Consider the following 21481-nt stretch of genomic DNA (forward strand, 5'->3'; position numbering starts at 1 on the left):
GAAGGTTTCCGCTTGGCGTTGCTTCCCTTTCAGCTGCACGACTATCCGATAACACTGACGCTTAGTTGTTATCTGCTGTCCTGCGCGGTGATCTTCTTCACCGACCGTTTCGCTCTGCCGAAGCGGGAGCGGCGCGCCAATCCTTCGCCTTTCGGACGCACGCAGGACGTGATCGACGTGCTTGCCCGCCTGCCTGTCATCGCTCTGGTCTTTGCCGGTTTCTTCGCCGGATCCTGGCGTCCGCTCTATGCGGCGGCGGGCACGATGAGCTTCTTCATCATCTTCACCGGCATTTCCCGCGCCAAGTTCAAGTTCATCCGTGAACCGCTGATCTTTTCCGACATCGCGCTGGTCGTCGACGTGTTCAAGTACAAGACGATCTTCTATGCGAGCTCACTGAACGTCGTCTTCTGGACCGTCGCCTTCCTCTACGTCTTTGGCGTTTCCGGCCTTTACATGTATTTCGAGCCGGCGATTCTGCCGGACCGGGGCAATGCCTTCTGGATCCTCGTGATGCTCGGCATCGCCTATGGTCCCTGGCTCCTGCTCTTCTACGGCCCGGTGAACCGCCCGACGGCCGCGCTGGTACAGCGGCTGCTCAAGGTCCTCGACGTCAAGATGAACACGGTGCGCTTCGGTACCTTCGGCTCGGTCGTCTTCCGTTTCATCATCTGGCTCGGTGTGCGTCGCGAAAAGATCGTCGCGGATCTCTCCAAGATCGTCCGGACCGCCGTGCAGGATCTGATCGGTGACGACGGCTCGCCGCTGATCGTCGTCTGGCAATCGGAATCCTTCATCGACATGCGGCACTTCGGCGTCGATACGCTGAAACTGCCGACGCTCGACCGGCTGCGGCGCGAGGCGGTTCAGTGGGGCCGGCTCAGCAGCGTGTTCGAAGGCGGCTATACGCTGCGCACCGAATTCGCCGTGATCAGCGGCCTGGTGCCCGACGATATTCATGTCGACGCCAGCTATCCCTATCTGCGCGCATCGCACTATGCCGACGTCGTCTGGCCCGGAAAGTTGAAGCGTGCCGGCTGGAATACCCACTTCATCCATCCTTATGACCGGACCTTCTTCCTCAGGCACAAGGCGATGCCGCAGCTCGGCTTCTCCAAGCTGACGATGCTCGACGGTTTCGACCATCGCCCAGAGCGAGACGGACCCTACGTCTCCGACGAGAAGCTCGCGGCGAAGGTGATCGACGCAAGCGAGAAGCTGCCCGAAGACGAAAGCGGCTTCATCTTCGTCGCATCCATGGCCAATCACGGTCCATGGGAGCCGGGCCGCGTCGGCGACCTCACCAATCCCGTCGACATCTATCTGGCCATCCTCGAGCAGTCCGATGCGGCGCTCAACACATTGAGCGAACACCTCGACAAGCTCGACCGTCCGGTCTGGCTCGTCTTCTACGGCGATCACGCACCGCTGCTCAAATCCTTCGCCGACCCCTTCCCGGATCCGCGCACCGACTATCTGATCGTGCCGCTCGCCAAGGCGAAGCGGTCGTCCCATAAGCCGGCCGAACCGAGCAGCGTCGAGGCCTGGAACCTGATCGAGGCGCTTCTCAACCACGCGAACCTGAGAAAGGATACGCTGCGCTAGCGGTGGTCTGCGGATGGAGAACTCTTCGACGACATCGGCCGGTGGGGCCGCACGGCCGAGACAGCGGGTCTTCCTGTTCCTGCAGGGCCCCTCCTCGCCGATCTTCCGCAAGATCGCCGACCGGCTCGAAGCCCTCGGCCACCGCTGCCTGAGGATCAATCTGAACGTCGGCGACCAGATCTTCTGGCGCCGCAAGGGCGGCTTCAACTATCGCGGCACGGCGGCCGCCTGGCCCGGCTATCTCGAGGCATTCATCGCGGCCCACGGCGTCACGGATATGCTGTTTCTCGGCGAAGAGCGGCCCTACCACAGGGCGGCCACCGCCGTCGCCCGGCACGCCGGCGTCAGTGTCGCGATTGTCGAAATGGGCTATCTGCGGCCGGACTGGCTGACGCTCGAGCGCAACGGCATGTCGTCGAACTCCCATTTTCCGAACGACGCCGGTCAGATCCTTTCGGCAGCGTCAAACCTGCCGGAGCCGGACTGGCGCAAGCGCTACAGCCAGACGTTCCTCGCCGATGCAAGCTACGATCTGCTCTACAATCTGCCGAACGTCTTTTTCTGGTTCCTGTTTCCGCACTACCGCCGTCACGGGATTTTCCATCCGCTCGCCGAATACGCCGGCTGGGTGCGCCGGCTGCTATCCGAAAAACGGCGCAGCGCGGAAGCGGTGGCGACCGTTACGAAGCTCCTTTCGGACGATGCCCCCTACTTCGTCTATCCGCTTCAGCTCGAAACCGACTTTCAGCTCAGGGCGCATTCGCCCTTCCACAGCCAGAAGGATGCAATCGCTGACGTCCTGACCTCGTTCGGCGCCTTTGCCGCGCCGAATGCACGCCTGGTCTTCAAGGTGCATCCGCTCGACAACGACCTGATCCCGTGGCGCAGCTTCATCGAGCAGCGAGCAGCGGCGCTTGGCCTGAGCGGGCGCGTCGTCTACCTGGACGGCGGAAATCTCGATACGCTTGGCGAGGCGAGCGCCGGCATGGTCACGGTGAATTCGACGGCCGGATTGCACGCCCTGAAGCAGGGGCGGCCGGTCAAGGTGCTCGGCACTGCCGTCTTCGATATTGCCGGTCTGACCGACCAGCAGCCACTCGACGGTTTCTGGCAGGCGCCCCAGGCGCCGGAGCCTGAACTTAGTGTCGCAATGTTCCGCCTGCTTGCCGCGTCGATCCAGGTGCGCGGCAACCTTTATTCCCGCGCCGGAACCGATGCCGGCGCGGAAGCGATTGCCCGGCGGCTGAACGAAAGCAGCCTCAACGAACCTGGCGCCTTTATTGACCCCGCGCCGCGCCAAAGGCCTGCGAAACGCGCGCCTTCCGCTTCCCGCCAAGGGTAGCCGTTTTCACATCGCGGGGACCTAGCGCGGCGCGAGCGCTGCGGCGATTGCGGCGACCAGCATCAGGCCGGCCGCGGCCAAGGGCAGCGCGGAAAAACCAGCCCCGCCATAAACCACGCCGAAACCAAGCGTTCCCAAAAAGAGCGACAGATAAGTGACGCCGCTGTTCAGCCCCATGATCGCGCCACGCCTTGTGGGATCGAGCCCCGTCAGCCGCATGATCAGCACGTTGAGACCAAAATGGTTGGCAAGGCCCCAGAAAAAGACGACGACCAGCATGGCCGTGTAGGAGCTACTCACGGCGGCCATCGCCGCATAGACGCCGGCGACGACGAGAAAAATCAGAGGCAGCAACCTGCCAGCGCCGAAGCGGTCGATCAGCCGGTCGAGTAGTGCCGCCGCACCGAAGCCGAAGCCGTAGGAAACGGCCACGAGGCCATTGGCGCTGAGGGGCAACCCGAGCGCTGCGTGCAGGTGTTCGCCGATATAGGCATAAACGCCGTAGAAGGCGGCCATGAAGGCGGCACAGGCGATCAACAGCGGTCCGGCGCCACGCACGCCAAGCGCCGCGAGCGGCGACGTCGTCTTGCCGGCCAGACCTTCCCGCACCGGCGCGAGCCTGACGGCAGCGCAAGCAACCAGTGTGGCTACGGCAACGACGAAGTAAACGGCGCGCCATCCTCCGAAGTCAGCAATCGCTGCCGATAGTGGCACGCCGGCCACCATGCTGAGCGTCCAGCCGGTCAGCACCAGGCCGATCGTCTCGCTCTCCCGTCCGGCCGGCGCGATGACCGAGGCCAGCGTGTAGATCGACGGAAGCGCAATGCCGGTGGCGACGCCGACAACGAGTTGGGCGGCGACCAGGAACGCCAGCATGGGCGCAAGCGCGCTACCGGTGAGCCCGGCGGCCAGAAGCAACAGCGCGGCAGCCAGAATGCGATGAGGGCCGTACCGGTCGATGAAGCGGCCAAGGAAGATGGCGCTGACGGCCGTGCCTAGTCCGAAGGCGGCCGAAGCGACCATTACCGATGGAACATCCGTGCCGAGGCTCCGCGCCACCTCCGGCGCGATTGGTCCAAGCGCCAGCGAGTTGGAGCCGATGACGCCGATGCAGACGGTCAGGACATAGGCGAAGGGCGGGATGCGCGCCCTGTCGATCGAGGTCCTGTCGATCGAATCTGGCGAAATTTGTTGATTGATGTTCGTCATTCCTCCATTTTTGCAGAATGAAATTCAGCAACAAGAGGAATTCTCGGTATGGACCAAAATACAGATGACGTTCGGCGGAAGCGTCCGCCGGAGCGCGACCTCGACGCGATGGACCGAAAACTATTAGGCGTCCTCGTCGAGGACGCGACCACAAGCTATGCCGAGCTTGGCGAACGCGTCGGACTTTCGCCGCCGGCGGCGCATGAACGGGTGAAGCGGCTCCGGCGTTCGGGCGCGATCCGCCGCGTGTCGGCGCTCATCGATCCGGACGCGGTCGGAAAGACGCTGCTTGCCTTCGTCCATGTCGACACGACCGGCTGGGGCAAGACGCAGGCGCTGCTTGCGATCGAGGAATGCCCTGAAGTGGAAGAGATCCACTCGGTCGCCGGCGACACCTGCATGCTGCTCAAGGTGCGCACAGAAAGCACGCATGCGCTCGAAGGGCTTCTGGCGCGGCTCTACGACACGCCCGGCGTCAAGGCGACGCGCAGCTATGTGGTGCTTTCCACCTATCTGGAACGGCCGGTGCAGCCGGGCACGACGAGCGACTGGCCCGCCGTGGTGAAGGGGTAGGCTGCTCTCGCCAGGCGGAGGGCCGCCTTGGCAGTCTCAGACGACGCCGGCGCGCAGCAGGTCGTGAATATGCAGGATGCTGACCGGCGCCCCGCCGTCGTCGACGACGAAGAGCACGGTCACCTTATGCTGCTGCATGAATTCCATGGCGCCGCTTGCAAGCACGTCGCCGCGGATCACGCGCGGATTGCGCGACATCACCGCCTCGACCGGTTGCAGCAGCAGGTCGCCGGACATGTGACGACGCAGGTCGCCGTCGGTGATCACGCCGGCCAGCTTGCCGCCATCGTCGATGATGCCGACGACACCGAAACCCTTGGACGACATCTCGATCAGCGCCTCGCTCATCGGGCGTCCGACGCTGAGAAGCGGCATCTGGGCGCCGTCATGCGCCAGCTCGCGAACAAGCCGCAACTGCGCGCCGAGCTTGCCGCCCGGATGAAAAGTCTTGAAATCCTCGGCCGAAAAGCCGCGCCGCTCCAAAAGCGCGATGGCGAGCGCGTCGCCGATGGCGAGTTGCAGCATGGCCGAGGTCGTCGGCGCGAGGCCGTGCGGACAGGCTTCCTGAACCTTCGGCAAGACGATCGGCACTTCCGAGTTGCGGGCAAGCACGCTGTCGCGGTTGGCGCAGATCGAGACGATCGGCACGTTGAAGCGCTTGGCATAGGTGAGCATGTTGGCAAGCTCGGCCGTCTCGCCCGACCAGGAGAGCAGGATCAGCACGTCCTGCGAGGTGACCATGCCGAGGTCGCCATGGCTCGCTTCGGTCGGGTGCACGAAGTAGGCGGATGTTCCGGTCGATGCCAGCGTGGCTGCAATCTTGCGGCCGATATGGCCGCTCTTGCCGACGCCGGAGACGACGACGCGCCCCTGGCTTTCGCCGATCAGTTCGACGGCTTCGACGACGCTGCGCGCAAAAACTTCGTCAGCGCCAAATTGGTCCGCCAGCGCCCTGATGCCGGCCATCGCGGTCGTCAGCGTCCGGCCGATCGACTCCAAAGCCGCAAGTGCAGTGCGATCATCCGCCGATGCATGTCTCAAACCCATGATGACCCCAATTCTGCGAAGACTTAAGCAACAGGCACGAATTTGCCCGCCAGACCATTGACGGCAGATAAGCGCTTTTTCTTGGCAAACCAAGTCTTGGAAGCAGAGTTCGGGGGAAAACTGGCGTGAACCGCGGCGTTTTCGTCAGCCGGCGCGCTTTTCTTCCATTTCCAGCGGCATCGACTTGTCGGCCGCGAATTCTTCGAGCGTCATCGAATCAAGAATGGCGGCAACGGCATCACGGACCGTCGTCATCGATACCCGCACCTGACAGGTCTCGGGATCGTTACAATCTTCGCAGACCTCGTAGGCCGTGCGGCTCGCACAGCGGATCGGCGCAAGCGGCCCGTCCAGCGTGCGGATCACGTGACCGATACGGATTTCCGAAGCGGGCCGCGAGAGCGAGTAGCCGCCGCCGGGCCCCTTTTTCGAGCGCAGCATGCCGGCGTTGCGCAGCTCAAGCAGGATCGTGTCCAGGAACTTCTTGGGAATATTGTTGCGCTGCGCGATCTCGGTAATGAAGGCAGTTTCCCCCGGCTCCAGCCGAGCAAGATCGACCAAGGCCTTCAGGCCGTACTTTCCCTTCTTCGTCAGCATTCCGGCACGCTTTCCCTGCGGCGGCACCCCAGAAAACGGGAATCATCCGCGCAAATGCAAATATATATTGGCATAGCACAAGAAACGTACTGCCAACATATAATTATAGTGGGGAATTGACCGATGTCGCGGGCAATTGCGTGCGGCCGATGCGGCAAGATTTGCGGATGTCTTCGCGGTGGATGCGGGAGAAAAGCCGAAACCGGCTTTTCTCATCCGCTTCAAGTGCGGCTTCAGGCAGCGGCGCTGTGGTTCTGCCGCTTGGCCTGGACGGCCTGGTGGGCCAACAGCTGCCGGATTGCGGCGCGCGCTTCATCGGCCGAGCCGAAGCGCTTCGCGTCCAGGTCCCAGACGTGATACTTCACCGCCAGGAACTTGAAGCGATCTTCATCCGGGACAACAACGCCGACGGCTTCGCCGCCAAATTCGATAACCTGCTTGCTCATACAAATAACGCTCCATCCACGCTGTCGGCGCGGAAACTTTCAATTTCGGCAAAAGATAAAGTTCGAGGGGTTCGAAGGTCACATTCGGCAAAGATTGCGAATGAGCCATTTTTTCTCTGTTGCGCGACAAAGGAGACGCGTGCCGAAGAAGGCGGCGGTCGAGACGGTTTCGGACATGTCACACTCCTTTGGCTGGCCCGGCATCAGCAATGCCGGAGCGTTCGATGAACAACCGTGAGGCGGACTCCCCGCGTTCACGTAGTGGCAAACTAGAATAATCTACCAATTCCGTCAATTAAAAAGATGAAGACGCAGAAAAAATTTCTTCACCCTTTAAATTCAAGGGGCGATGTACGCAAAATCCATCCACCCGTTCCGGACCCGGAGACCTACGCTATTTAGGAAGCGAAGAATCAGTCTGCAAGGCACGGGTGGATAAAGACAGCACATTCGGACAAAAAAGGGGCGGCCCGTCGGGCCGCCCCTTCACGTTTTGTGTTCCAGTGCCGGATGTCAGGCAGCAGGCGTGCCCGCCTGCGGCGTGGTTGTGCCACCGCGGGATGCTTCGCGATCCTTCCACCAGCGATTGAGGAACAGCAGGATCGGGCCGCCGATATAGATCGACGAGGTCGTTGCCACGATCACGCCGAAGATCATCGGCCAGGCGAAGCTCTTGACGGCATCTCCGCCCCAGATCGCCATCGGCACCAGCGAGAAGGCCGTGGCCATCGAGGTGAAGATGCATCGCGCGATCACCTGGTTGATGCTCATGTCGATGAGATCCGAGAACGGCATCGACTTGTACTTCCTGAGGTTCTCGCGCATGCGGTCATAAACCACGACCTTGTCGTTGACCGAGTAGCCGATCATCGTCAGGAGCGCGGCGATGGCCGTCAGGTTGAAGTCGATGCCTGTCAGCGCAAAGAAGCCGATCGTCTTGGTGATGTCGAGCAAGAGGACCGCGATCGCGCCGACGGCGAAGTGCCATTCGAAGCGGAACCAGATGTAAAGCAGGATCGCCACCATCGCGAGGCCAACGGCGAGGAAGCCCGAACGGGCAAGCTCGGTGCTGACGGTCGGACCGACGACTTCGGTTCGCTCGAAGCTCGCGTCCGGGATCGTCTGGACGACGGCATCCTTGATGCGGTTGAGCGCTACGGTCTGCTCCTGCTCGCCGCCCGGCTGGCGCTGGACGCGGATCAGGACCGATTTGTCCTGGCCGAATTCCTGCAGCGCCACTTCGCCGATGTTGAGCGCTTCGAGATTGTGGCGAAGCGTCGGAAGGTCGAGCGTGTTCTTCGAGGTGGTCTCGACCTGGATACCGCCGACGAAGTCGATGCCGTAGTTGAGGCCCGGCGTGAAGAACAGCACGACGGAGCTGACCGACAGGAAGGCGGACATGCCGATGGCGACGAAGCGGCCCTTCATGAAGGAGAAGGACGGAAGCTTCGGAACCTTGCCGAACAGCGACGGGATCTCGAGCTTCTTCATCTTCCGGCGGACGACGACCTCACGCATCATCAGGCGAACGACGGTGATCGAGGTGAACATCGAGATGATGATGCCGAGCATCATGGTGACGGCAAATCCCTTGACCGGGCCGGAGCCGAAGGCGAACAAGAGCACGGTGCCCGAAAGCGTCGTGACGTTACTATCGATGATGGTCGCGTAGGCCTTGTTGAAGCCGATATCGAGCGCCTTCATCGCGCCGGCACCCGCTTCCGTTTCTTCACGGATACGCGCGTTGATCAGGATGTTGGCGTCCACCGCCATGCCGATGCCGAGAATGATACCGGCTATACCCGGCAAGGTCAGCGTCGAGCCGAGCATGGCGAGAAGCGCGATGGTCAGGATCGTGTGCAGCACCAGGCCGACATTGGCGATCATGCCCCAGGCGCCGTAGAGCACGACCATGAGGGTGACGACGAGCGCGAAGCCGGCAAGACCGGTGTAGATGCCCATGCGGATCGAGTCGGAACCGAGGTTCGGGCCGACGGAGCGTTCCTCGATAACGGTGAGCGGTGCCGGAAGCGCGCCGGAGCGCAGCAGCGCCGACAGAACGGTCGCTTCCTGTGCGGTGAAGTTGCCGCTGATCTGGCCGTTGCCGCCGATGATCGGCTCGCGGATAACAGGAGCCGTCAGGACCTTGCCGTCAAGAACGATCGCGAAGGGCCGGCCGACGGCAGCCTGGGTGATTTCCGCGAACTGGCGGGCACCGAGCGTGTCGAAGGTGAAGGACACGATCGGTTCGTTGGTGCGCTGGTCGAAGCCGGCCTTGGCATCGGCCAGGCGCTCGCCCGAAATCGCGACGCGGCTTTCGACCGCATATTTGTTGTTGTCGTGGGCGCCCGGCAGAATGTCGACGCCGCGCGGCGCCGGCTGGTTGGGATCCACGGTCTGGTCCACCATGTGGAAGCTCATCTGCGCGGTCGAGCCCAAGAGCTGGCGCAGTGCCGTCGGATCCTCGAGGCCCGGAAGCTGGACGAGAATGCGGTCGGAACCGACACGCTGGATCAGCGGCTCGGCAACGCCGACGGTGTCGACGCGCTGGCGGATGATCTCGAGGCTCTGTTCGACGGCCTTGGTGGTGCGGTCGGCAAGGCCGGCCTCTGTCATCGCGATGTTGATGCTGTCGCCGTTCTCGGTCACCTCGATATCGGAAGCCGCGCCGCCGAAACCAAGCGTGCCGACAGGGGCCGCCAGCTCTTTCAGCTTCGGCAGAACCTTTTCGCGGTCGGCCGGATCTTCGATCTTCACGGTAACGGTATCGCCGGCGATGCGGGCCGAGGAGGCCGAGATGCGCTCGGCGCGGAGCGCCCGGCGCGTATCGTCAAGCAGGGTTTCGAGCCGAGCTTTGCGAAGGCCGGCAGCATCGACTTCGAGCACGAGGTGCGAGCCGCCCTTGAGGTCGAGGCCGAGGGTTACCGGCTTGACCGGCAGCCAGCCTGCAAATTGTTCACGTTGTGCCGGCGTCAGCACGTTCGGAAGCGCCGCGATACATCCGAAGATGATCACGACGACATAGACGAGAATCGCCCATTTCGATGTACGCATGTTGTGGTTCCAGAAGAGCCTGCGCGGGCACGGGGCGCGTCGTCAGGGCTTGTTTCATAAAGGGCAGAGCTGCAGCCGAAGCCGCCAGCCAGCCAAAATCCGCGTTGTGGATCAGGCGCCGGGAGGCGCGCGAATATGGGGGCCAGGGTTCGAGGCCCCGCCAAGATACGCAGCGAACTCGCGGAAAATCCGCCCGTCCGACGAACGGGGAAGTTCGAGTTCGAGCGATGCCGGCAAGAGCGCCGGCAAGCCATCATCGGCCGCGGACTTGGCGTCCTTGCGCTCGGCCGTAAACCGAAGGTCTGAAAGCGGTGTCGCCCGCGAGAGTTGCCGGGCGGCGGGACGGTCAGTCGAACCGGTGTCGGTGACGTTGCCGGCCTGGGCACCGGAGGCCGAACGGGACGGGATGCTCTGTCCGACCGAGATGACCTGCATTGCGAAGGAGGCGCAGAACAGCCACAGCACAGCGAGAAGCCGGCCGGCCTGTATGTTCTTGCTGCCACCACCCATGCGGTCCATCGAGGACGCGGTCCCTTTCCCTGGCGATTGCACGCCAGCGAGACGAAAATTGAGCCCGAATGCCCGACCTTACCTAGAGAACGTGGCCGGAATCGAGCATGGGCGCCTTTAACACCATTCCGGGCCGGAAAAGTCAAATCCGGCCCGTTTCGTGGTTGTCGTTGCTCAGGCCGTGATGCCGCTCGTTCGCCGCTCGTGGATCTCGATAAGCGACGGTCCCTTGCGCTTCGCCGCCTCGGCGAGCGCCTGTGAGAGATCGGCGACGGAAGCAAGCCGCCGTCCCTCGACGCCATAGGCCTTCGCCGCCATCAGGAAGTCCGGCGCCGAAGGCTTGACGCCCTCCGGCGTAACGCCGGCATCGACCATGTAGCTTTCGATTTCCTGGTAGCCGTCATTGTTCCAGACGAGGAAGATGACCTGCGCCTGCGCATCGACGGCAGACCCGATTTCAGCGAGCGAAAACTGGAAGCCACCGTCGCCGACGAGACAGACGACCGGCCGAGACGGATCGGCGACGGCTGCACCGACGGCTGCTGGCGGCGCATAGCCCAGAGAACCGTAACCGGTCGCCGAATTGAACCAGCTACGCTGCCGCGGTGCATCACAGTAGAGGTTGCCGGCATAGACGGCCTGGGTCGAGTCGCCGACGACGGTGCAATCCGGCAGAGACTTGTAGATGGTGTCGATGATGCCGATCTCGGCCCGCATCTTCGGCGTCAGTTCCTTCAGCGCCGCCCTCCGCGCCGTTTCGGCCCGTCCCGCTCCATCCTTCGCAGCATGACCGGGGAGAAAGGCGAGGATGCCCGCCGTCGCCGCCTTGGCGCCGGAGAGGATGGAGAGCGCCGCATGCGGCCCGCGCGCGAGCTGCGCCGCATCGATGTCGGTGCGGATCAGGTTGCGCAGGGCCGGAAAGCCGCCATCGGCATACATGTCGTAGTCGGTCTGGCCCATTTCGGTGCCGAGCGCCAGCACCAGGTCGGCCTCCTTCAGCAGCGACCGCACCGCCTTCAGGCTGGGGCTCGCAGGAACCCTCAAGGGACTGCCCGAGAACATGCCGCGAGCATTGACAGTGGTGACGACGGGCGCACCGATCTTTTCGGCAAGCTCCGCAACTTCCGCCTCCGCCGTCAGGGCGCCGCCGCCGCAGATGATGACCGGGCGCGAGGCGTCGGCGCAGAGGATCGCCGCGCGCTGCAGCGTCTCGCTGTCGGAGCGCGGTCGGGTGGCCGTTGCCGGCCGCAGCGCCTGCGGCGTGATCTTCGCCGACATCACGTCGGTCGGGATCTCGATATGCACCGGTCCCGGCCGACCGGAGACGAGCACCGAGAAGGCGCGGTCGACGACGAAAGGCAGGTCTTCCGGATTGAGGAGCGTGTGCGAATAGAGCGCCAGCGTCTTCATCATGCCGTGCTGGTCGGGCAGCTCGTGCAGCAGGCCGCGCCCATGGCCGAGCGAATCGCGGCGATTGACGCCTGAAATCACCAGCATCGGGATCGAATCCTGGCGCGCCTGCGCCATCGCCGTGATGGTGTTCGTGAGGCCGGGCCCGGTGATGACGAGGGCAACGCCCGGCTTGCCGCTGACGCGGGCATAGCCGTCGGCCATGAAGCCGGCGCCCTGTTCATGCCGTGGCGTCACGTGGCGGATCTTCGATGCAGCGAGGCCCCGGTAGAGCTCGACCGTGTGCACGCCGGGAATGCCGAAAACCACCTCGACGCCATTGGCCTCGAGCAGGTCGACCAGGACTTCTCCAACCGTTCTTTCCATGGTCATGCGCAGCGCTCCTTGCGCAGGCTGGCCCGCTCGGCAAGTGCGGAGATGCGGCGGCAGGCCTCGTCGATGGCACCATCGGGCACGGTCAGGCTGACGCGCAGATAGTTCTGTGCTTCATCGCCAAAGGACGATCCGGGCATGACGGCAACCCCCTCTTCTTCGAGCAGCGCCCAGGCAAACGCATCGCCGTCGAGACCGGTTCCGGAAACATCGATCAAGATGAACATGCCGGCTTCCGGCGCGAACACCTCGATGCCGGGCGCCCCGGCAAGGCCGGCGACGATCTGCTCTGCCCGCGACTTGTAGGACAAGCGCATCCGGCGCGCCGTATCGATGTCATGCGTCAGGGCATAGGCCGTCATGTCCGCGATGAAGGGCTGCGTGCCGAAAAGCATCGTTTCGGAGACCGGCAGCAGCCGCTCGGTGAACTCGACCGGGCCGACCGCCCAGCCGCTGCGGAAGCCGGGCGCGGCGTGCGACTTGGAGATCGACGAGACGACGATCGTGCGTTCGGCGAGATCCGGATTGTCGAAGGGCGAGGCAAAGACGGCGTCGAACACCAGCTCCTCATAGACCTCGTCGCAGACGATCCAGAGATCGTGACGGCGCGCGACCTCGCCGATCGCGGCAATTTCTTCCGCCGTCAGCACGGCGCCGGTCGGATTGTGTGGCGTATTCAGCAGCAGCACGCGGCTCTCCGGTGTGATCGCTTTTTCCAGATCTTCGGCCTGCATGTGGAAGCCGAATTCCGGCTTCAGCGGCACCAGCACCGGATGCGCGCCGGTCGAGCGGATCACGCCTTCATAGGTCGCATAGAGCGGATCGCCGACGAGAACGGCATCGCCGGCCTCCGCCAACCCGAGAATCACGGCGAAGAGAGCCGTCTGCGTGCCGGGGAAGCAGAGCACGTTCTCGTTCGTCACATCGGCACGGCGACGACGGTATTTCTCCGCGACGGCCGCCACGACCGTCGGTTCACCGCGGCCGTTGGAGTAGCGATAGCGCCCCGCATTCATCGCGCGCTGGCATTCATCGAGCAGGGCGCGGTCCGGCGGAAGATCCGGTTCGCCGATCGTCAGTTCGATGATGTCGGCACCACTCGCCTTCAATTGGCGGGCACGGATATGCAGCGACCATTTGCCCGAACCAAGATCGGCAAGACGTTCGGTGATGGACGCGTAGCGCATGGTGCTTTCTCCCGTTTTCATTGTTTTGCAGTTCCGATCTTCGTGCCGAGCAGCGCTTCGACCGAAGACATGGCGATGGCGACGAGCTCGCCTTCGCGAAAGAGATCGCCGGCAAGGCAGCCCTCGACCCAGAGGCCGTCGACCAACCCGTTGATGGCGATGGCGAAGGCCCGGCAGGTTTCGGCGTCGGCCGGCTTGCCTTTGGTCGCAAGGAAATCGGCAAGCAGTTCCTGCAGCGAATTGCGAAAGGCGAGATAGCCTTCGCGGTGGATCTCCGACAGCACCGGATCGACCCGGACCTGGCTGATGAAGGCGGCCCAGAGCGAGATGCTGCGGCTGTCCGCCACCGGCTCGGTGAGGTTGATCGCGATGAAATCCCGGAGCCGGGTTTCCGGATCGCCCTCGACCTTGCTCGCCTTTTCGGTGAGCGAGGCGATGACGGCGCGATAGGCCTCGGCAACCATCTGGTCCTTCGATTCGAAGTAGTGGCGCACCAGCCCGGCGGTCACCCCGGCGCGGATCGCGATCTGCCGTACGGTTGCGCCCTTCAGCCCGAATTCCGAGATGCAGTCGAGCGTCGCTTCGATCAATTCCTGGCGGCGCTCGCCTTCCGGCGCGCGGTGAAAACTGCGTCTGTTCATGCGGCACTCTGCTCTCGAGCCGGCCCAAAATGCTGTTCAGGCGCGGTCGGCAAAGGCTTCGGCCATAACGGCAGCATGGGCGGCTCCTTCGGGAAATCGAACGATCGGCGGGCGTCAAAAAATCGACGACGTCTATTATTATACGCTTGAACAATAGCGGCACAAGTGCAACCATGCCGGCCAACAAAAACCCGTGACAGGCCAAAGATGCCGTACGGAAGACGACAGGGGAACTGTTTCGATGCTGACAGAAAAAGCTCGCAGAGCCATGGGAGCGGCGCGCCGATGACGGATGCGGCCCAGGCAATCGCGGTCACTGACCTGCACAAGCGTTTCGGGCCATTGGAAGTGCTGAAGGGAGTTTCGCTCACAGCGAAGCAGGGCGACGTGATCGCCATCATCGGCGGCAGCGGTTCCGGCAAATCCACTTTCCTTCGCTGCATCAACCTCCTCGAACTCCCCTCCGCCGGTAGCGTCAGCGTGCATGGCGAAAAGATCCGGATGAAATCCGACGGTCGCGGCGGCCTGGTGCCGGAGGACCGCAAACAGGTCCAGCGCATCCGCAGCCAGCTCGGCATGGTGTTCCAGAGCTTCAATCTCTGGCAGCACATGACCATCCTTGAAAACGTCATCGAGGCCCCGATCCATGTGCTCGGCAAGCCGAAGGCGGAAGCGGTCGCCACCGCCGAAACCCTGCTGAAACGCGTCGGCCTCTACGAGAAACGCGACGCCTACCCGGCCTTCCTTTCCGGCGGCCAGCAGCAGCGTGCCGCGATCGCCCGGGCGCTTGCCATCCAGCCGCTCGTCATGCTCTTCGACGAGCCGACCTCGGCACTCGATCCCGAACTGGTCGGCGAAGTTCTCACTGTCATCGGGGACCTCGCGCGCGAAAAGCGCACGATGATCCTCGTCACCCACGAGATGAAGTTTGCGCGCGACGTCGCCAACCACATCGTCTTCCTCCACAACGGCGTGATCGAAGAACAGGGCCCGCCTGAGGCGATCTTCGGCGCACCGAAATCGGAAAGGCTCAAGAAGTTCATCAGTTCCATTCACTGAATTCCTGAATGCTAAACAACCAAAAAGGGGAACAGCATGAAGAAGGCATTGAAAGTCCTGGCCGTTGCGGCGGCGATCGCCGTGAGCGGCGGCGTCGCGGCGTCGGCGGAAGCGCTGAAGGTCGGCGTCGCAGCGGAGCCCTATCCGCCGTTCACAGCGCCTGACGCCAGCGGCAAATGGGAAGGCTGGGAAGTCGAGTTCATGAACGCAATGTGCGCCGAGGCCAAGCTCGAATGCGTGCTGACGCCGGTTGCCTGGGACGGCATCATCCCGGCACTGACGTCGAAGAAGATCGACATGATCATCAGTTCGATGTCGATCACCGATGAGCGCCTGAAGACCATCGATTTCTCCGACAAGTACTACAACACCCCGACCGGCATCATCGGCACCAAGGGCGTCGAGATGAACTCCTCGCCGGAAGGGCTGAAGGGCAAGACGCTCGGCGTCCAGGTCTCGACGGTCCACCAGGCCTATGCCGCCAAGCACTTCGCGCCGGCGGGCGTCGAGGTCAAGGAATACCAGACGCAGGACGAGGCCAACAATGACCTCGCCGCCGGCCGCCTCGATGCGGTGCAGGCGGATGCCATCGCGCTCAAGGCGTTTCTGGCGACCGACCAGGGCAAGGAATGCTGTGAATACAAGGGCGACGTTGCCGAAGACGTCGCCGTGATCGGCCCGGGTGTCGGCGTCGGCCTGCGCAAGGGCGAAACCGAGCTCAAGGACAAGATCAACGCCGCCATCAAGGCGATCCGCGACAACGGCACCTACGATACGTTCTCGAAGAAGTACTTCGACTTCGACATCTACGGCGGATAAGGCGCGATCGGCCGGCGATCGAACCATCGCAGCGCTTGTCGCGTCTGACAAAGACCGCAGCGCTGCAGCGATCGCCGGCCGGCGCCATCGGAGCTCGACGACGCATGGCTGCGGATTCCCTCATCAATTGGGGCCTGCTCTCGCTTACAGCACCCGGCTGGGGCGGCGTATTGCTGCAAGGCTTTTTCAATTCCATCCAGATCGCCGTCGGCGGCTTCACGCTCGGCCTGGCGCTCGGCATCGGCGGTGCATTCGGCAAGCTCTATGGCGGCCCGGTCCTGCGCGATCTGCTCGAATGCTACACCACGGTCGTGCGTGCAGTGCCCGAGTTGGTGCTGATCCTCTTGCTCTATTATGCCGGCACCGACCTGCTCAATCAGGTTCTGGCGTTGTTTTCGGTTGGCCCGGTCGACATTAGCGGCCTGATGGCCGGCATCTTCGTCATCGGCGTCGTCCAGGGTGCCTATTCGACCGAAGTGTTGCGCGGCGCGATCAAGGCGGTGCCCGCCGGGCAGATCGAGGCGGCGCGCGCCTATGGCATGTCGCCGGCCATGGTTCTGCGCCGCATCACCCTGCCGGCGATGTTGCCCTATGCCATTCCCGGCCTCTCCAATCTCTGGCTGATCGCCACCAAGGACACGGCCCTTCTCGCCGTCGTCGGCTTCAGCGAGTTGACGCTGGTCACCCGCCAGGCGGCCGGCACGACCAAGGCCTATCTCCTGTTCTTCCTGGCGGCCGGCGCGCTCTACCTGGCGCTGACGCTCATCTCCAACGTCTTCATCGGCATGCTCGAACGCCATGCCCGACGCGGTTTTGCGGAGAGCCGATGACCGACGAAACCACCCACGCCGTTGCGTTTACGCCCGAAGACCTGCCGACGGCGAAGAGCTTCTTCCTGCCGCACCGCATCCTCATGATGCTGGTCTTTGCCGCCTTCGTCGTCGCCGTCGCCGTCTTCATGCGCTGGGACTGGCTGCCGCGCTACCTGCCACGGCTTGGCTGGGGCATCCTCGTCAGCCTGATGATGCTCTTCAGCACCGCCATCCTCGGCTTCCTGCTGGCGGTGCCGATCGGCCTCGTGCAGGTCACCGGCCCCTGGTTCCTGAAACTGCCGGCCAAGGTGTTTTGTACCGTGATTCGCGGCACGCCGCTGCTGTTGCAGCTCTGGCTGCTCTATTACGGTCTCGGCTCGCTGTTCCCGCAATTTCCGGCGATCCGCCAGTCCTTCCTCTGGCCTTACCTGCGCGAAGCGTGGCCCTATGGCGTGGCGGCGTTGACCATTTCGTTTGCGGCCTATGAGGGCGAAGTCATGCGCGGCGCTTTTGCCGGCGTTCCGAACGGCGAGCTTGAGGCGGCGAAGGCCTATGGCATGGGCCGCTGGACGATGTTCCGCCGCATCTGGCTGCCGCGCGCCATCCATCGGGCTCTGCCAACGCTCAACGGCGAAACGGTGCTGCAGCTGAAATCGACGCCACTTGTCGCGACCGTGACTGTCGTCGACGTCTATGCGGTCATCTCCAAGGTGCGGCAGGAAACCTTCCTCACCTACGAGCCGCTGCTTTTGCTCGCGCTCATCTACATGTGCCTCACCGGTATTCTGGTGGTGGCTTTCCGCACCTTCGAAAATCGCATACCAACCCGCGGTGCCTGACATGAAGCTTTCCCCCTCGATCACCAACGCCATGCCGGAACTCGTCGCCATTCGCCACGACCTGCATGCGCATCCGGAACTCGGACTGGAGGAGACGCGTACTTCCGCCTTCATTGCAAAACACCTGGAGAGTCTCGGCTACGAGGTGACGACGGGGCTTGCGAAAACCGGTGTCGTCGGCACGCTCAGGAACGGCAACGGCAAGCGCTCGATCGGCATCCGCGCCGACATCGATGCGCTGCCGATCCTGGAAGAAACCGGGCTGGACTATGCCAGCAAGACCTCGGGCCTCATGCATGCCTGCGGCCACGATGGCCACACGACGATGCTGCTGGGTGCTGCCCGCGCGCTTGCCGAGCGGCGCAATTTCGACGGCACGATCCACCTGATCTTCCAGCCGGCCGAGGAGAATTTCGGCGGCGCCAAGATCATGATGGACGAGGGCCTGTTCGATCAGTTTCCCTGCGACGCCGTCTTCGCGCTTCACAACGAGCCGGGTCTGCCTTTCGGCCAGTTCGCCCTTAGAGAAGGCCCGATCATGGCCGCCGTCGACGAGGCGCGCATCACCGTGCATGGACGCGGCGGGCATGGCGCGGAGCCGCAGGAAACAGCAGATCCCATCGTCTGCGGCGCCTCGATCGTCATGGCGCTGCAATCGATCGTCTCGCGCAACATCCATCCGATGGATCCGACTGTGGTCACCGTCGGCGCCTTCCATGCGGGCTCGGCCAGCAACATCATTCCCGAACGCGCCGAGATCGTCGTCGGTATCCGCTCATTCGAGCCCGATGTGCGCGACGAACTCGAACGCCGCATCCGCATGATCGCCGAGGCGCAGGCGACGAGCTTCGGCATGCGCGCGACCGTCGACTACCAGCGCAGCTACGATGCGACGATCAACCACAAGGCCGAGACGGACTTCGTCCGCGATCTCGCGGTCCGCTTCGCCGGCGCCGACAAGGTGGTCGATCTCGCCCGCCCCTTCATGGGCAGCGAGGATTTCGCCTATATGCTGAAGGAGCGGCCGGGGACCTACTTCTTCCTCGGCTCGAAGGTCAGCGACGACGACAGGCCGCTGCATCACCCCGGCTACAACTTCAACGACGACCTGCTGCCGATCGGCGCGGCTTTCTGGACGGAGTTGGCCGAGGCCTATCTCGCGCGCCGCTGATATCCCGCTCACCTTTCGCCAATATGCCGCAGCGCAACATTGCCGCAGTGTGACAACGTGGCGGACGCGCTGTCATTGACGTTTGGCAAATTTGGCGCAGATTCAAGTGCATGCTGAAAAGCCGGTGCAACCCCAGGATTTGCCTCGGCCAGAGGCCAAGACAGGTTCCCTGATCGACGATCGGTCACCGGACAAATGATGCAGCAGCCAGAGCATTGCGGCCTACGCTTCCGTGAGGCGTCGCATCCGCGTGTCTGAAAGGATTGCGCCCGTGTTTGAGAGTTTCGATGCGACCCTGCTCGCTCGCTTCCAGTTCGCCTTCACCGTTTCCTTCCACATCATCTTCCCCGCCTTTTCCATCGGGCTTGCGAGTTACCTCGCGGTGCTCGAAGGGTTGTGGCTGTGGAAGAAGGACGAGGTCTATCTCGAACTCTTCAATTTCTGGAAGACGATCTTTGCCGTCGCCTTCGGCATGGGCGTCGTTTCCGGCATCGTCATGTCCTATCAGTTCGGCACCAACTGGAGCGTCTTTTCCGACAAGGCCGGGCCGATCATCGGGCCGCTGATGGGCTACGAGGTGCTGACCGCCTTCTTCCTCGAAGCGGGCTTCCTCGGTGTCATGCTGTTCGGCCTCAACCGCGTCGGGCCGAAGCTGCATTTCTTGGCAACCGTCATGGTCGCCGTCGGCACGCTGATCTCGGCCACCTGGATCCTTTCGGCGAACTCGTGGATGCAGACGCCGGCCGGTTTCGCGATGAACGAGGCGGGCCAGTTCGTCCCGGTCGACTGGTGGGCGATCGTCTTCAACCCCTCCTTCCCCTATCGCCTCACCCACATGGTGCTGGCGGCCTATCTCACGACCGCCTTCGTCGTCGGCGCCTGCGGCGCCTGGCACCTCATCCGCAAGACGGCGCCGCGGCGGGCGCGAAAGATGTTTTCGATGGCAATGTGGATGGCGGCGATCGTCGCGCCGATCCAGATCTTCGCCGGCGACATGCATGGTCTCAACACGCTGGAGCACCAGCCGGCCAAGGTGATGGCGATGGAGGGGCACTACCAGAGCCATCCGGACGGCGCGCCGCTCATCCTCTTCGGCATTCCGAACTCGCCTGAAAAGCGCGTCGATTACGCGATCGAGATCCCGAAGCTTTCGAGCCTGATCCTGAAGCATGATCTGAACGCGCCGCTTGCCGGTCTCGATACGATCCCGGGAGAACTTCACCCGCCTGTTGGTATCGTGTTCTGGTCATTCCGGGTGATGGTCGGCCTCGGCTTCGCCATGCTCGGCATCGGGCTCTGGTCGCTCTGGTGTCGCTATCGCGGCACGCTCGACAGCAATGTCTGGCTGCACCGTGCCGCGATCGCCATGGGGCCCGCCGGCTTCGTCGCCGTGCTCGCGGGCTGGGTCACGACCGAAGTCGGCCGTCAGCCCTATACCGTCTACGGCCATCTGCTGACGGCAAACTCAGTGGCGCCTATCGCGGCACCCGCGGTCGCCGCCTCGCTGATCGCCTTCATCATCGTCTATTTCTTCGTCTTCGGTGCCGGCACTTTCTACATCCTCCGGCTGATGGCGCGATTGCCGCGCGATCCGATGCCGGAGCTCGGCGAAGGACCATTGCGCAGTTCCGGCATCATGCCGGGCCCCGCCATCCACAGCAGCCATGCGAACATTAAGGGAGGCCATAATGGAGTTTGATCTGCCGTTCATCTGGGCTGGCATCATCGCCTTTGCGGTGCTCGCCTATGTCATTCTCGACGGCTTCGACCTCGGTGTCGGCATCCTCTTCCCGTTCTTCCCGGAGAAGCACGACCGTGACGTGATGATGAATTCCGTCGCCCCGGTCTGGGACGGCAACGAGACCTGGCTGGTTCTTGGCGGCGGCGGCCTGATGGCGGTGTTTCCGCTGGCTTACGCGACCATCCTGCCCGCACTTTACGCGCCCATCATCGCCATGGTGATCGGCCTCATCTTCCGCGGCGTCGCTTTCGAATATCGCTGGCGCACGCGGCGGGCCGAATATCTCTGGAACTGGGCCTTCTCCGGCGGCTCGATGCTGGCCGCCTTCGCGCAGGGGATCACGCTCGGCGCCCTCGTCCAGGGCATCCCGGTCGAGAACCGTGCCTATGTCGGCGGCTGGTGGGATTGGCTGACGCCGTTCTCGATCATGACCGGCATCGCCGTCGTCGTCGGCTATGCGCTGCTCGGCGCTACCTGGCTTGTGATGAAGACCCACGGCGACCTTGCCGACCGGGCCCGCGACCTCGCGCTCAAATGCTCCTTCGCCACCGTCGCCGCCATGGGCATCGTCAGCCTGTGGACGCCGTTCCTGGAGCCGCAGTATCTGGACCGCTGGTTCGGCTATCCGACGGCGATCTTCAGCGTCATCGTGCCGGCGCTCGTTCTCGGCTGCCTTTATGCGCTGATCACGGGTATCCGCAAGCGCCACGACAGCCGGCCGTTCATCGCCGCACTGGGCCTCTTCGTGCTCGGCTATGCCGGCATCGGCATCAGTTTCTACCCCTATATGGTGCCGCCATCGCTGACGATCTGGGACGCGGCCGCGCCTGAAGAAAGCCTCTCCTTCCTGCTTGCCGGCGCTTTGGTGCTGGTGCCGATCATTCTCGCCTACACCGCCTATTCCTACTGGGTGTTCCGCGGCAAGGTCGATCCGGAGGAGGGCTACCATTGACCAGCGAAACAGGAACCGGCCGCAAGCTTCTCTGGTTCGTTGGCCTCTGGTGCGCGGGGGTGGCGGCCGTCACCCTCGTCGGCCTTGCGATCAAG

General features: G+C 63.3%; 19 protein-coding genes. 10 read left to right on the forward strand and 9 right to left on the reverse strand.

Annotation, left to right across the window (positions count from 1 at the left end):
• Positions 1 to 12: 12 nt before the first annotated feature.
• Together BLU15_RS08685 and BLU15_RS08690 are read left to right on the forward strand one after the other, a co-directional pair.
• Positions 13 to 1605 (forward strand): LTA synthase family protein, encoded by a 1593-nt coding sequence (locus tag BLU15_RS08685; protein WP_090294992.1) that lies wholly within the window; start codon positions 13 to 15, stop codon positions 1603 to 1605.
• A 13-nt stretch (positions 1606 to 1618) separates the two neighbouring features.
• Positions 1619 to 2947, forward strand: a complete 1329-nt coding sequence (locus tag BLU15_RS08690; protein WP_090294994.1) for a capsule biosynthesis protein — start codon at positions 1619 to 1621, stop codon at positions 2945 to 2947.
• A gap of 21 nt (positions 2948 to 2968) precedes the next feature.
• Here BLU15_RS08690 and BLU15_RS08695 read toward each other — a convergent pair whose 3' ends face one another.
• Complete coding sequence (locus BLU15_RS08695; protein WP_060607073.1) at positions 2969 to 4156, reverse strand: MFS transporter; 1188 nt, start codon at positions 4154 to 4156, stop codon at positions 2969 to 2971.
• Positions 4157 to 4204: 48 nt separating this feature from the next.
• Here BLU15_RS08695 and BLU15_RS08700 point away from each other — a divergent pair, with 48 nt between their 5' ends.
• Positions 4205 to 4729 (forward strand): Lrp/AsnC family transcriptional regulator, encoded by a 525-nt coding sequence (locus tag BLU15_RS08700; protein WP_034797032.1) that lies wholly within the window; start codon positions 4205 to 4207, stop codon positions 4727 to 4729.
• Positions 4730 to 4765: 36 nt separating this feature from the next.
• Here BLU15_RS08700 and BLU15_RS08705 read toward each other — a convergent pair whose 3' ends face one another.
• The 8 genes from BLU15_RS08705 to BLU15_RS08740 form a co-directional block, all read right to left on the reverse strand.
• Positions 4766 to 5776 carry a KpsF/GutQ family sugar-phosphate isomerase gene (locus BLU15_RS08705; protein WP_090294995.1) on the reverse strand — a complete coding sequence of 337 codons (1011 nt, stop codon included), beginning with the start codon at positions 5774 to 5776 and terminating at the stop codon, positions 4766 to 4768.
• Positions 5777 to 5920: 144 nt separating this feature from the next.
• Positions 5921 to 6373 carry an RrF2 family transcriptional regulator gene (locus BLU15_RS08710; RefSeq protein WP_034797035.1) on the reverse strand — a complete coding sequence of 151 codons (453 nt, stop codon included), beginning with the start codon at positions 6371 to 6373 and terminating at the stop codon, positions 5921 to 5923.
• Positions 6374 to 6606: 233 nt separating this feature from the next.
• Positions 6607 to 6819: a hypothetical protein gene (locus BLU15_RS08715; protein ID WP_034797039.1), complete on the reverse strand. Its 213-nt coding sequence runs from the start codon at positions 6817 to 6819 to the stop codon at positions 6607 to 6609.
• A gap of 513 nt (positions 6820 to 7332) precedes the next feature.
• Positions 7333 to 9873, reverse strand: a complete 2541-nt coding sequence (gene secD, locus BLU15_RS08720; RefSeq protein ID WP_090294997.1) for a protein translocase subunit SecD — start codon at positions 9871 to 9873, stop codon at positions 7333 to 7335.
• Positions 9874 to 9984: 111 nt separating this feature from the next.
• Positions 9985 to 10392, reverse strand: a complete 408-nt coding sequence (locus BLU15_RS39965) for a hypothetical protein (RefSeq protein ID WP_034797046.1) — start codon at positions 10390 to 10392, stop codon at positions 9985 to 9987.
• Positions 10393 to 10557: 165 nt separating this feature from the next.
• A complete protein-coding gene (locus BLU15_RS08730; protein WP_034797049.1) occupies positions 10558 to 12165 on the reverse strand; it encodes a 5-guanidino-2-oxopentanoate decarboxylase in 1608 nt (535 codons plus the stop codon).
• A complete protein-coding gene (locus tag BLU15_RS08735; RefSeq protein ID WP_090294999.1) occupies positions 12162 to 13352 on the reverse strand; it encodes a pyridoxal phosphate-dependent aminotransferase in 1191 nt (396 codons plus the stop codon). The genes BLU15_RS08730 and BLU15_RS08735 overlap by 4 nt, the downstream gene beginning before the upstream one ends.
• Positions 13353 to 13369: 17 nt before the next feature.
• Positions 13370 to 13993 (reverse strand): TetR/AcrR family transcriptional regulator, encoded by a 624-nt coding sequence (locus BLU15_RS08740; RefSeq protein WP_060581878.1) that lies wholly within the window; start codon positions 13991 to 13993, stop codon positions 13370 to 13372.
• A gap of 285 nt (positions 13994 to 14278) precedes the next feature.
• On the opposite strand from BLU15_RS08740, the gene BLU15_RS08745 reads away from it, so the two are divergent.
• From BLU15_RS08745 to cydB, 7 genes are all read left to right on the forward strand, one after another.
• The gene (locus BLU15_RS08745) at positions 14279 to 15052 is read left to right on the forward strand and encodes an ABC transporter ATP-binding protein (RefSeq protein WP_034797059.1); all 774 of its coding nucleotides are present in this window, start codon (positions 14279 to 14281) and stop codon (positions 15050 to 15052) included.
• A 36-nt stretch (positions 15053 to 15088) separates the two neighbouring features.
• A complete protein-coding gene (locus BLU15_RS08750; RefSeq protein ID WP_034797062.1) occupies positions 15089 to 15871 on the forward strand; it encodes a transporter substrate-binding domain-containing protein in 783 nt (260 codons plus the stop codon).
• A gap of 104 nt (positions 15872 to 15975) precedes the next feature.
• Positions 15976 to 16701, forward strand: coding sequence for an ABC transporter permease (locus tag BLU15_RS08755; protein WP_089043253.1), 726 nt, complete (start codon positions 15976 to 15978; stop codon positions 16699 to 16701).
• Positions 16698 to 17522, forward strand: a complete 825-nt coding sequence (locus BLU15_RS08760; protein ID WP_034797068.1) for an ABC transporter permease — start codon at positions 16698 to 16700, stop codon at positions 17520 to 17522. Before BLU15_RS08755 ends, BLU15_RS08760 begins: the two co-directional genes overlap by 4 nt.
• A 1-nt stretch (position 17523) precedes the next feature.
• Positions 17524 to 18693: a M20 aminoacylase family protein gene (locus BLU15_RS08765; RefSeq protein ID WP_034797071.1), complete on the forward strand. Its 1170-nt coding sequence runs from the start codon at positions 17524 to 17526 to the stop codon at positions 18691 to 18693.
• 271 nt (positions 18694 to 18964) lie between these two features.
• The gene (locus BLU15_RS08770; protein ID WP_090295000.1) at positions 18965 to 20392 is read left to right on the forward strand and encodes a cytochrome ubiquinol oxidase subunit I; all 1428 of its coding nucleotides are present in this window, start codon (positions 18965 to 18967) and stop codon (positions 20390 to 20392) included.
• Positions 20382 to 21386 (forward strand): cytochrome d ubiquinol oxidase subunit II, encoded by a 1005-nt coding sequence (gene cydB / locus BLU15_RS08775; protein WP_090295002.1) that lies wholly within the window; start codon positions 20382 to 20384, stop codon positions 21384 to 21386. Before BLU15_RS08770 ends, cydB begins: the two co-directional genes overlap by 11 nt.
• The last annotated feature ends 95 nt before the right edge of the window (positions 21387 to 21481 follow it).

The sequence above is a fragment of the Ensifer sp. YR511 genome, assembly GCF_900103045.1.
In the GTDB taxonomy this organism is placed as follows: Bacteria; Pseudomonadota; Alphaproteobacteria; order Rhizobiales; family Rhizobiaceae; genus Ensifer; species Ensifer adhaerens.